Genomic DNA, 11,960 nt, shown 5'->3' on the forward strand with positions numbered 1-11,960 from the left:
AACCAGGAGGCCGGAGAGCCTCAGAAGGCGAACAGATTGCCGCCGATGCTGCCGGCCACGGCGCCGGCCACGGTCAGCAGGCTGAGCGCGAGCAGGATGCGATGCAGCCATTCCACGCGCCGGAACGTCCCCGCGGGATCGGCTGCCGCTCGGCGGGCAAGTGCCCGCTCCAGGAACAGCGGCTCGATGACGAAGAGCATCGCGGTGAAGATCAGCCAGGTCAGGACCATGGCGTGCATCCACCAGAAGCCGGCGTCGTGGAACCGGGACCACGCATGCAACTTCCAGGTCATGTAGAAGCCGCTGGCGCCTGCAATCGCCGTGGTCCAGCGCGCCTGGCGGGCGAAGCGCGCCTCCAGCCGATGGAACACGGCAAATCGTTCCGCCGCCGTGTACGACCGGCGGATCGAGGGCAGCAGGACGGTGGTGACCATGGCGACACCGCCGATCCACAGCACCACGGCCAGCACGTGCAGCACGCGGGCCAGGATGAAGTCGCTCATGGTCGCCAAGTCCCTCGGAGTCGATGCGGTCAGCCGGCGAAACGCGGGAACAGGATGTTGTTCTCGGTGTGGATATGCTCGACCAGATCGTCGGCAAATTTCCGGGCACCGGTATAGAGCGCCCGCCAGGTCGGGCAGGCATCCGCCGGCGGGATGAAGTCGTGGGTCAATGCCTCCAGCCGGCGCAGATAAGCACCGTGGTCGTCATGTTCGGCCACCATCATGGCGATCGGCTGACCGATCATCGGATGACGGTCCACCTGCTGACCCGCCTGCTGACCGCTCATGCGATCACTCTCGCGGCGCATCATGGGGAACAGCACCTGTTCCTCCTTCCGCATGTGACTCTCCAGGTCCACCGTGATCTGTTCGAGGAGGTCCGCGAGACCGGCGGGGACGTCGGCATGGGCGCGATGCACCGCTTCCACCCGGCGTGCAAGCCGCGTCAGCTCCGGCAGCTCCCGGCGGTGGACGTCGTGGAACCGTGTCAGAATCCGGTCGATCAGCGCATCGGTCTCCACCGGCGGCTCGGCGGGGCGGGCCGCCGCGACCAGATCAGCCAGCTCTGCTTCCAGGCGCGTCAGATCCAGTCCCTTCGCAGCCGCGGCTGCGGCCAGCGAAGCGCGGCCGCCACAGCAGAAGTCCAGCTTGGTGCGGCGAAACACCGCCGTGGCGCCGGGAAGCGTGGCGGCGATGTCACCGACGGGGCGCGAGGCGAAAACGGAGTGTTCAGACAGGGAAGCGCTCATGGCGGCTGCCTTCCGAAGGAAGCCGCGAAACGCCGCGGCAAAAGGCGATCGTCAATTTGGTATTGGCGATACCAGTTACATGCGCCCGCTATTGTGGTATTGTCAATGCCATATTCCCACCGCCGACTGATCCGGCGACGCAGGAGGGGCCCCGATGCGGCTGCTCGCTTCTACCGATTACGCGCTGCGTGTCCTGATGCTCCTGGGCCAGGCACCCCCGGATATCCATCTGAGCGTGGAAACGCTGGCGGAGCGGCTGGGCGGGCTGTCACGCCATCACCTGCACAAGATCGTGCAGGACCTGACCGCACAGGGTGTGACCCGCACGGTGCGCGGGGCTGGTGGCGGCGTGATGCTGGCCAAGCCACCCGAAACGATCGGGTTGGGCGCGCTGATCCGCCATCTGGAGGCTGGACAGGCGATGGTCGCCTGCTTCAAGTCCGACGACTCGGGCTGCACATTGCTGCCAGGCTGCCGATTGCGCGGCATCGTTGCGCGGGCGGAGCAGGATTTTTATGCACGCCTGGATGAATACACCCTGGCGGATTGCCTGTTGACCGGCGCCGGATTTCAGAACGAGGACGCGGCGCCACGCGTGTCTCCGACCAACGCCTGATCCCAGACGGCGGTGATGCCGCCGCCTCCGCTATGCTCTCCGTCATGGCTGGCTTGCGTTCGCCATGGCGAGGGGCACGCGATGAGGTAGGCCGATCACGATGCCGATGACTGGACCGTCATTCGTCTCGGCGGAGCATGGCCAGAACGTCCTGGGCATGGGGAATCGGCCCGACGGCACCATAACCGGTGCATTTCAGCGCCGCCGCGACCGAGGCATACCGTGCCGCCGCGTCCGGCGGGTCACCGGCCAGGATACGGGCCAGAAACGAACCGCAGAACGCGTCCCCTGCCCCGGTCGCGTCCACCGCGGTGACCGGATGCGCCGGGATCAACGCACGCTCGTCGTGGGTCGCCAGCCAAGCGCCGGCAGCGCCCATCTTCAAGAGGACGACCTTGCATCCCAGGAGGAGGTAGAAATCCAGCATCGCCTGAGGGTCGCTCAGGCCGGTGAGAATCTGGACATCCTCCATCCCCGGAATGGCGTAATCGGCTCCCGCCATCGCGGCGTGCATCACGGCGGCGGCGCGCGCCGGCGGCCACAGACGCGGGCGGTAATTGGTGTCGTAGGCGACCTTCACACCGTGCCGGCGGGCGATGTCGATGGCGGCAAAGACCGCATCGCAGGCCGAGGCGGAAATTCCCTGGCTGATCCCGGACACGAACAATATCCGGGCCGCGGCGATTGCCGCCTCCGGCAGGTCGGCGGCGGCATACCTCGCCGCGGCGGAGCCGGTCCGGTAATGCAGGAAATGGTGTCCATCCGAATCATGTGTCACGAAATAGACGCCGGTCTGATACCGGCTGTCGCGCCGGACGGTGCTGGTATCGACCCCTTCCCGCTGCCAGAGGCCGATGAACGCATCGCCCGGCATGTCCTGGCCAAGGGCCGTGATATAGCCGACGCTGGCGCCCTGCCGAGCGGCGGCGATGGCGGCGTTGGATGTGTCGCCGCCGAACCCTTCCAGGTAATGACGGCTGCCATCGGCATTGCGCGGCAGTTGGTTGAACTCCAGCATCGGTTCGCCCATGCACAGGAGAGCCACCGCCTTGCGTGGAATCCCGTCGGTGTCGGCCATCGCCGCGTTCCCCCTTTTCCTCACCGCCCTCGCCGCAGCCCCGTTAGGGCAACCTGTTGGAGCGAGCCCAAGCGGGGCAGCGTGTGGCGGGCGTGATGGCGCGGTTCGGCGCCGGCGGCAAGCGAAGATGGCGCGGCGGCTATGGGACGGCCGTCAGCGCCAGACGGCTGAAGGAGATGGCGAGGCGGCGATCATCGCCGCCGCCGGCCACCAGCACCGGGCTGGCCGCGAACGGGTGATCGAGGCGAATTTGCAATGGGGCATCGCCAACGGCAAGCTCGCCGGGGATCGAGCAACACACCATCGCCCGCGGGAGCGGATCGAAGCTGTGTACGAACCCGCCATTGACGGACACATCCAGCCGCTGGCGCGGCAGCAGCGGCGGATGGATATAGGGGATGACGTCCATCTCCAACCAATATTCGGACGCCGGCCCAGGATTCGGAAGCGTCAGCAAGCTCCGCTCACCCACCGACCACTGATAGCCGGCCTCCGGCCCGGACCAGCCAAAGCCCAGATGCGGTCCGGCATTGCCATCGGTCCCGAAGGTCAATTGATGCCGCCGCATCGCATCGGCCATGCGCCGGCCGGCCGCCACCCGTTCCGGTTCCGGCAGGCGCCAGATGGCGTGCGCCTTCCGCAGAACGCTGAGCCAGGATGGCAGATGCAGGTTGGGCACATCCTCACGCGGCGCAAGCCGGTTAACGTAGCCGATCATCAGCCGCCCATCGGCCACCGCCACGGTGCCCGGCGGATGACCTGGGCAGGCGGCCTGGACCCAGAGCAGCGTGCTGGGACCGCAACGGTCCAGCGCGATGCGGAGATCCATGAGGTCGGCGGCCAGAAGCGGTTCATTCTGCCGAAACACGAGAATTTTGGAGGGCGATTCGAGGTCGGAGATCAGCTTCTGCGCCAGGAAGCCGACCGTGCGGCTCTGCTGCGCATGCAGGGCCTCGGGTGTGGTCTCCGAGGTTTTGATATGCGCGTGGTAGTAGAAATCGTAGCGGTTCAGCTTGACCATGTATTCGCCGTTTTCTTCGTGAATCCGGATCGAGGCCGGATCGGCGATACCGTCGAAGCGATTGGACAAGGCCCTCAGGAAAGACCGCAGCGGAGCACCGGCGAACCGCAGCAATCCAAGCGGCTCCGCGCCCGCCAGGCGTTGCACGAGGCCCAGTTCGCAATTGTCGCCTACACTCTCGAAGTTCAATACCAGGTCGTGGTCGCTGAGATCCGGCGTCGCGTCGGTCGTGGAATCCATTTCGCCTCCGAATACTCACACGGCGTGGCGAAATATTGCCACCCGGCGGGCCGGACGCCCGTGCCCATCCAAGATCAAACCAGCCGCGGGCGCCGCTGCAAGGGTGTCAGGCCGTTACAGCCGTCCCGCCCGACCACATCCCGTTCAGACCGGATATCAAAGCGCGGCCTGACGAAAGCCTCAGTGGAACAACACGCTCGCCGCGGCCTGGGCGGCGCCGACGACAGGAGCCGGAAAGAGGAAGAAGAATGCCGTGAACAAGCCGGTCGCCGCCACCACGAAGGACAGACCGGCGCCGCGACGGTCGAACGGTTCCTCGGCCGGATCGAAATACATCACCTTGATGACCCGGATATAATAGTACGCGCCCACCACCGAGGTCAGCACGCCGATCACCGCCAGAGTCCACAGGCCCGACTGCACCGCGGCAAGGAAGATGTAGAGCTTGGCGAAGAACCCGGCCATCAGCGGGATCCCGGCCAGGCTGAACAGGAACACCGCGAACGCCAGGGCCAGCGCCGGATCATTGGTGGCAAGGCCGGACAGGTCGGAGATCTGCTCCACCGCCCTGCCCTTGCGGCGCATCGCCAGGATGCAGCCGAAGGTGCCGGCGGTCATGAAGACATAGACCACCATGTAGACCAGCACGCCGCGCACGCCGGCGGCGGTGCCTGTCGCCAGGCCGATCAGCGCATAGCCCATATGGCCGATCGACGAATAGGCCATCAGCCGCTTGATGTTGGTCTGGCCGATCGCCGCGAAGGCGCCCAGCACCATGGAGGCAATGGACACGATCACCACCAGCGACTGCCATGCCCCGAGCAGCGGTGCGAAGGACGTGCCCATCACGCGCAGCAGCAACGACATCGCCGCCACCTTCGGCGCGGTGGCAAAGAATACCGTCACCGGTGTCGGCGCGCCCTCATACACATCCGGTGTCCACATATGGAACGGCACGGCGGAAACCTTGAACGCCAGCCCCACCAGCACGAAGACGATGCCGACGATCAGCCCCGAGGAAACCGCGCCGCTCTGTGACAGCAGCGTGCGCAGCGAAGCCAGGTCCATGGTGCCGGAGAAGCCGTAGACCAGCGATATCCCGTACAGCAGCAGGCCGGATGCCAGGCTGGAGAGGACGAAATACTTCAAACCGGCCTCGGAGGAGCGGACATCATCGCGGGCGAAGGCAGCCAGCACGTACAGCGCGAGGGACTGCAGTTCCAGGCCGACATACAAGGTCATCAGGTTGCCGGCCGATGCCATGATCATCATGCCCACGGTCGAGAACATCATCAGCACCGGGAACTCAAACCGCGCGATGCCCTGGGCGCGGTTCCAGTCGAGTGCGAGGATGGAAACGAGTGCGGCGCCCGACAGGATCAGGATCTGGTTGAAGGCGCTGAACGGATCGGCGACCAGCTGGCCGTGAAAGCCGGCGCCGCCGGCGCCGTTGAGCACCAGCACGCCGGTCAGCAGGAAGCCGCCCAGCGCGAACATCGTGCATAGCAGGGTGTTGTCATGGCCCTTGCGCAGCACGCCGAAGATCATCGTCGCCATGGCGACGCAGGCGAGCACAAGCTCCGGAACGACGATCGTCCAGTTCATCAGTGCAGATTCCCGGCAAGCTTGGTTGTGGGCGAGCCAGGGACGTGCTGCAGCGCGGCGGTATGCTGCTGCACCATCTGGCCCACGGTGGCGTCAAAGTAGCGGGTGAAGCTGGATGGATAGATGCCCATCCACAGCGTCAGGACGATCAGCGGGGCGAATACCGCCCATTCCCGCGGGCTGAGATCCAGGATCGACTTCAGGTCGTCCTTGGTGATGCGGCCGAACACGACCCGCGCGTACAGATACAGCATGTACGCGGCGCCTAGGATCATGCCCGCGCCGCCCAGCAGGGCCAGCCAGAAATTCACCTGCAGCGAACCGATGATGACCAGGAACTCACCCACGAACCCGGCGGTGCCCGGCAGGCCGACCGATGCCATCATGAACAGCATGAACACCAGCGCATAGCCGGGCATGCGGTCGGCGAGGCCGCCATAGCGGGCGATCTCTCGCGTATGGATGCGGTCATAGACGACGCCTACGATCAGGAACAACGCGCCCGATACGATGCCGTGCGACAGCATCTGGAACAGCGCGCCGTGGATGCCCTGGATGTTGAAGGTGAACAGGCCGATCGTCACCACGCCCATATGCGCGACCGATGAATAGGCGATCAGCTTCTTCATATCCGTCTGCGCCAGCGCCACGAGCGAAGTGTAGATCACCGCCACCACCGACAGGGTGTAGATGAAGGGCGCGAAATACGCCGATGCCTCGGGCAGCATCGGGATGGAGAAGCGTATGAAACCATACGCGCCCATCTTCAGCAGCACGCCCGCCAGGATGACGGACCCGGCGGTCGGCGCCTCGACATGTGCGTCGGGCAGCCAGGTGTGCACCGGCCACATCGGCACCTTCACCGCGAAGGAGGCGAAGAACGCCAGGAACAGCCAGAGTTGCGCTGTGTGGGAGAACTGGGTGTGCAACAGCCCGCCGATATCGGTCGTGCCCGCCTGCACCCACATAAAGATCAGTGCCAGCAACATCAGCACCGATCCGGTCAGGGTATAGAGAAAGAATTTCACCGCTGCGTAGACGCGCCGGGGACCGCCCCAGACCCCGATGATCAGGTACATCGGGATCAGCACACCTTCGAAAAACATATAGAAGACCACGAAATCGGTGGCGCAGAACATGCCGACCATCATGGTTTCCAGGACCAGGAAGCTCAGCATGAACTCGCGCACGCGGGTGTGGATCGCTTCCCAGGCGGACAGGATGCAGATCGGCGTCAGCACCGTCGACAACAGGACAAACAGCACGGAGATGCCATCGACGCCCATGCTGTAGCCCACCTTGTACTCGGGCAGCCAGGCGATATGCTCATTGAACTGAAAGCCCGGATCGGTCGGATCGAACCGGAACCACAGCACCAGCGACAGCGCCAGCACCAGGAGGCTGGTCCATAGCGCGGTCCAGCGGGCATTGGAGGCGACGGTCTCCTCATCGCCGCGGACGCTCATGATCACCACGCAGCCGATCAGTGGCAGCCAGGTGATCAAGGACAGGATCGGGAAACCGGCGGCATTGGTCACGGCACTCATCCTGTCACCCGGGTCAGCATGAAGATGGCAATGAGCACGACGACCCCGATCAGCATCATGAAGGCATAGAGGGCGAGCGAACCGGTCTGGATCTTCACCACCTGCTTCGACCCGTCAGTGGTGAGTTCCGCCAGCCCGTTAGGGACGCCGTCGATCAGCGTGGCGTCACCCACCTGCCAGAGCAACCCGGCGAGGCGCATGGCGGGACGGACGAAAATCCGGTCGTACAGCTCGTCGAAATACCACTTGTTCAGAAGGAAGCGGTACACGGCGGGGAAGGTGCTGGCCAACCGCTCCGGCAATGTCGGCATGACGATATACATCAGGAAAGCCAGTGCGATGCCGGCCACCGCACAGATCAGCGGGGCCAGCTCGGCCAGGGTCGGAATGTGCTCCAGCGCCTCCAGAATCTCACCGTGGTTCGGGTTGACGATCGCGCCATTCCAGAATTCCTGCCAGCCGGCACCGATGAACCAGTCATCCAGCAGGAAGCCGTTGCAGATGGCCCCCGCCGCCAGGACCAGCAGCGGAGCCAGCATGACCCAGGGGCTCTCGTGCGCATGTTCCAGCGTGTGATGATCGACGCGGGAGGTACCGTGGAACGTCATGAACAGCAGCCGCCAGGAGTAGAAGGCGGTCAGGAACGCCGCGGCCACGGTGCAGATGAAGGCATACATCCCGATATTCGTGTGCGACGCGAACGTGGCCTCGATGATCGCGTCTTTTGAATAGGCGCCGGCGAAGGGTGGAATGCCGGCCAGCGCCAGGTTGCCGATCCACATCACCGTGCAGGTGATCGGAATGGTCTTCCACAGCCCGCCCATCTTCCGCATGTCCTGCTCATCATGCAGGGCGTGGATGACCGAGCCGGCCGACAGGAACAGCAGCGCCTTGAAGAAGGCGTGGGTGATCAGGTGGAACACCGCGGTCTGATATGCGGCGACGCCGATGCCGGCGAACATGTAGCCCAGCTGCGAACAGGTCGAATAGGCGATGACCCGCTTGATGTCGTTCTGCGTGCAGCCGATCGTCGCCGCGAAGAACGCCGTGGAGGCGCCGATGAAGGTGACGAATGCCAGCGCACCGGGAGCGAAGTTCATCAGCGGCGACATGCGCGCCATCAGGAAGACGCCGGCGGTGACCATGGTGGCGGCATGGATCAGCGCGGAGACCGGCGTCGGGCCCTCCATCGCGTCGGGCAACCACACATGCAGGCCGAGCTGGGCGGACTTGCCCATGGCGCCGATGAACAGCAGGATGCCGATCACCTCGAAGGCCGGCCAGACATGGCCGAACAGCCGGTAGGCGTCGTTCACGTGCTGCGGCAGGTCGGCGAAGATCACGCTGAAATCCAGCGAGCCGAACTTGAAGAAGATCAGCGCCAGGCCGACGGCAAAGGGCAGGTCGGCAACACGGTTGACGACGAACGCCTTGATCGCCGCGGCGCGCGCGGACGGACGGTCATACCAGTAGCCGATCAGCAGGTAGGAACAGAGGCCGACGCCTTCCCAGCCAAAGAAGATCTGCGCCAGGTTGTCGGCCGTCACCAGCATCAGCATGGCGAAGGAGAACAGCGACAGATAGGCGAAGAACCGGTACCGCGGAAACGTGTCGTGACCCATGTAGCCGATCGAGTAGACATGGATCAGCATCGACACGAATGATACCATCGCGACCATGACCGCCGACAGCGTGTCGTAGCGCAGTGCCCAGTCCACGTGAAACTTTCCGGCATCGATCCAGCTGGACAGCATGATGACGCCGTCGCCGGTGTCGTGGCCAACGAGCTGGAAGAACGCCAAGGGCCCGCAGATCGCGGCGACGATCATGCTCAGGACCGAGGCGGTCATGGCCGCCTTGTCGCCCATCGCGCGTCCGCCGAGGCCGGCGATCAGCGCGCCGGCCAGTGGCGCGAATACGGCAAGCAGATAAAGCATCGTCAGCCTTTCATCAGGTTGACGTCCTCAACCTGGATCGACCCGCGATTGCGGAAATAGATGGTCACGATGGCAAGACCGATCGCCGCCTCGGCCGCGGCAACGGTCAGCACCAGCATGGCGAGGATCTGACCCGCCATGTCGTTGTGCTGCGCCGAGAAGGCGACGAGGTTGAGGTTGACCGAAAGCAGGATCAACTCGATCGACATCAGAATGATGATGACGTTCTTCCGATTCAGGAAGATACCGAAGATACCCAGCACCAGAAGAATGGCGGACACCACCAGAAAGTGTCCTATGCCGACGGCCATCATGCTCGGCGCTCCCGAATTGTCGTCATGGCGGCGCTCTCCCCGCCCCTAATGATGACCATGGCCGTGACCATGATCGTCATGCCCGTGCCCCGCATCGTCGGAGCCGACCAGCTCCGGCGGTTCCACGACCATGGGCCGCAGGAACCCGCCCGTTTCGGCAACGCTGGCGCCCAGCGGGACGGAGACGAGGGTCAGCGTCTCCTCCACCTTGCGGGCGGTCTGCACGGCGATGTCCTGATGGCGCGACGTCTTGCGGTCGCGCAGCGTCAGCACGATCGCGCCGACCATCGCCACCAGCAGCACAAGGCCGGCGAGCTGGAACAGCAGGATGTAGTCCGTGTACATCAGCATGCCGACCGCCTCGGTATTGGTGACGCCGGCCGGTGCCGGCGAGGCATGGAACTGCACCGCTTCCGGCGCGAATTTCCAGCCGGAGAACACCATCAGCAATTCGATGAACAGGACGGCGCCCACCGCGGCCCCGATCGGCAGATAGCGTTGGAATCCGCTGCGCAGCTCATCGAAATCGATGTCCAGCATCATCACGACGAACAGGAACAGCACGGCGACCGCGCCGACATAGACGATGACCAGGATCATCGCCAGGAATTCGGCCCCCGCGATCAGGAACAGCGCCGCGGCGTTGAAGAACGCCAGGATCAGGAACAGCACCGAGTGCACCGGATTGCGGGCGCTGACCACCGTTGCGGCAGATGCGAGCAGGATCGCGGAGAACAGGTAGAAGAAGATGGTGGTGATCATCGGTAGGGCGCGTCCAGTTCCAGACGACGTGCAATCTCGGGCTCCCACCGGTCCCCGTTCGCCAGCAGCTTCTCCTTGTTATAGAGCAGCTCCTCGCGGGTCTCCGTCGCGAACTCGAAATTCGGGCCCTCGACGATGGCGTCCACGGGGCAGGCTTCCTCGCACAGGCCGCAATAGATGCACTTCGTCATGTCGATGTCGTAGCGTGTGGTGCGGCGGGAGCCGTCATTACGCGGCTCCGCCTCGATGGTGATCGCCTGCGCCGGACAGATCGCCTCGCACAGCTTGCAGGCGATGCAGCGCTCCTCGCCGTTGGGATAGCGGCGCAACGCGTGCTCACCCTTGAAGCGCGGACTCAGCGGCCCCTTCTCGTACGGGTAGTTGATCGTCGCCTTCGGCTTGAAGAAATAACGCAAGGTCAGGCCGAGGCCTGTCAGCAGCTCGCCCATCAACAGGCTTCGAGCGGTGCGGTCGAGGAATGCCATCTCAGGACTCCGCCGAACGGGCCAAGGAAAGGATTGGGGGAAGGATCGGGCCGCGCATCGGATGGTCACGCATGAGGCAGCCATCCGAAGGCCATCAATGCGCCGGCGGTAATCACCAGCCATCCCAGCGACAGCGGCAGGAACACCTTCCAGCCCAGGCGCATGAGCTGGTCGTAGCGATAGCGGGGCATGGTGCCGCGCACCCACAGGAAGAAAAAAAGACAGACGCAGATCTTCAGGACGAACCAGATCACGCCCGGAACCCAGGTAAACGGCGCGAACGGCAGCGGTGACAGCCAGCCGCCCAGGAACAGGATGGAGGTCATCCCGCTCATGAGGATCATGTTCGCGTATTCGCCGAGGAAGAACAGTGCGAAGCTCATCGCCGAATATTCGACGAAGAAGCCGGCGACGATTTCCGATTCGCCTTCCGGAATATCGAAGGGCGAGCGATTGGTTTCCGCCAGGGTGGAAATGAAGAACACCACGAACATCGGAAACAGCGGGAAGCAATACCAGGCCGGAATGAAGCCGAACCAGTAATGGCCTTGCGCCCGCACCACGTCCGACAGGTTCAGCGAGCCCACGCAGAGCAGCACGGTTACCAGCACGAAGCCCATGGAGACCTCATAGCTGACCATCTGCGCCGCCGACCGCATCGCGCCCAGAAAGGCATATTTCGAATTGGACGCCCAACCCGCGATGATGATGCCGTAGACACCCAGACTGGAGATCGCGAACAGGTACAAAATGCCGACATTGATGTCACCGACGACCCAGCCTTCGTCCACCGGGATCACCGCCCAGGCGAGCATCGCCAGCATGAAGGTCAGCATCGGTGCGATCAGGAACAGGAAACGATTCGCCCCCGACGGGATGATCGTTTCCTTCATCAGCATCTTCAGCGCGTCGGCGAAGGGCTGCAGCAGGCCAAACGGGCCGACGACGTTGGGGCCCCTGCGCAGCTGGATCGCCGCCAGCACCTTGCGTTCCGCCAGGGTCAGATAGGCGACGCCGATCAGCAGCGGCACCAGGATGGCGAGCGCCTCCAGGAACGTCAGGATCACCACCCCCAGGGCGGTGGCATGGAAGAACTCGTACAT

12 protein-coding genes are annotated in these 11,960 nt (G+C 64.2%); 1 reads left to right on the plus strand and 11 read right to left on the minus strand.

The window, feature by feature from the left end; all coding sequences use genetic code 11:
* Positions 1 to 20: 20 nt before the first annotated feature.
* Both VHC04_RS17340 and ric read right to left on the minus strand, forming a co-directional pair.
* Positions 21 to 503 carry a hypothetical protein gene (locus tag VHC04_RS17340; RefSeq protein ID WP_325683582.1) on the minus strand — a complete coding sequence of 161 codons (483 nt, stop codon included), beginning with the start codon at positions 501 to 503 and terminating at the stop codon, positions 21 to 23.
* Between the two features lie 29 nt (positions 504 to 532).
* Entirely contained in the window at positions 533 to 1,252 is a 720-nt protein-coding gene (ric, locus tag VHC04_RS17345) for an iron-sulfur cluster repair di-iron protein (RefSeq protein ID WP_325683584.1), read from the minus strand.
* Between the two features lie 154 nt (positions 1,253 to 1,406).
* Here ric and VHC04_RS17350 point away from each other — a divergent pair, with 154 nt between their 5' ends.
* Positions 1,407 to 1,868: an RrF2 family transcriptional regulator gene (locus tag VHC04_RS17350; protein ID WP_325683586.1), complete on the plus strand. Its 462-nt coding sequence runs from the start codon at positions 1,407 to 1,409 to the stop codon at positions 1,866 to 1,868.
* Positions 1,869 to 1,986: 118 nt separating this feature from the next.
* Here VHC04_RS17350 and VHC04_RS17355 read toward each other — a convergent pair whose 3' ends face one another.
* The 9 genes from VHC04_RS17355 to nuoH all read right to left on the minus strand — a co-directional run bounded on the left by VHC04_RS17355 (position 1,987) and on the right by nuoH (position 11,960).
* Positions 1,987 to 2,946, minus strand: a complete 960-nt coding sequence (locus VHC04_RS17355) for a sugar kinase (protein WP_325683588.1) — start codon at positions 2,944 to 2,946, stop codon at positions 1,987 to 1,989.
* Positions 2,947 to 3,085: 139 nt separating this feature from the next.
* Positions 3,086 to 4,207 carry a hypothetical protein gene (locus VHC04_RS17360; RefSeq protein ID WP_325683590.1) on the minus strand — a complete coding sequence of 374 codons (1,122 nt, stop codon included), beginning with the start codon at positions 4,205 to 4,207 and terminating at the stop codon, positions 3,086 to 3,088.
* A 180-nt stretch (positions 4,208 to 4,387) separates the two neighbouring features.
* A complete protein-coding gene (gene nuoN, locus VHC04_RS17365) occupies positions 4,388 to 5,812 on the minus strand; it encodes an NADH-quinone oxidoreductase subunit NuoN (protein ID WP_325683592.1) in 1,425 nt (474 codons plus the stop codon).
* Positions 5,812 to 7,350: an NADH-quinone oxidoreductase subunit M gene (locus VHC04_RS17370; RefSeq protein WP_325683594.1), complete on the minus strand. Its 1,539-nt coding sequence runs from the start codon at positions 7,348 to 7,350 to the stop codon at positions 5,812 to 5,814. Before VHC04_RS17370 ends, nuoN begins: the two co-directional genes overlap by 1 nt.
* A 5-nt stretch (positions 7,351 to 7,355) precedes the next feature.
* On the minus strand, positions 7,356 to 9,296 hold the full coding sequence (gene nuoL, locus VHC04_RS17375) for an NADH-quinone oxidoreductase subunit L (RefSeq protein ID WP_325683596.1): 1,941 nt from the start codon (positions 9,294 to 9,296) through the stop codon (positions 7,356 to 7,358).
* Positions 9,297 to 9,298: 2 nt separating this feature from the next.
* The gene (gene nuoK, locus VHC04_RS17380; RefSeq protein ID WP_413789123.1) at positions 9,299 to 9,610 is read right to left on the minus strand and encodes an NADH-quinone oxidoreductase subunit NuoK; all 312 of its coding nucleotides are present in this window, start codon (positions 9,608 to 9,610) and stop codon (positions 9,299 to 9,301) included.
* Between the two features lie 45 nt (positions 9,611 to 9,655).
* Positions 9,656 to 10,372 carry an NADH-quinone oxidoreductase subunit J gene (locus VHC04_RS17385; protein ID WP_325683598.1) on the minus strand — a complete coding sequence of 239 codons (717 nt, stop codon included), beginning with the start codon at positions 10,370 to 10,372 and terminating at the stop codon, positions 9,656 to 9,658.
* Positions 10,369 to 10,857 carry an NADH-quinone oxidoreductase subunit NuoI gene (gene nuoI, locus VHC04_RS17390; protein WP_325683600.1) on the minus strand — a complete coding sequence of 163 codons (489 nt, stop codon included), beginning with the start codon at positions 10,855 to 10,857 and terminating at the stop codon, positions 10,369 to 10,371. The genes VHC04_RS17385 and nuoI overlap by 4 nt, the downstream gene beginning before the upstream one ends.
* 65 nt (positions 10,858 to 10,922) lie before the next feature.
* Positions 10,923 to 11,960: an NADH-quinone oxidoreductase subunit NuoH gene (nuoH, locus tag VHC04_RS17395; protein ID WP_325683602.1), complete on the minus strand. Its 1,038-nt coding sequence runs from the start codon at positions 11,958 to 11,960 to the stop codon at positions 10,923 to 10,925.

The organism is Rhodopila sp. (assembly GCF_035548095.1).
Lineage (GTDB): Bacteria > Pseudomonadota > Alphaproteobacteria > Acetobacterales > Acetobacteraceae > Rhodopila.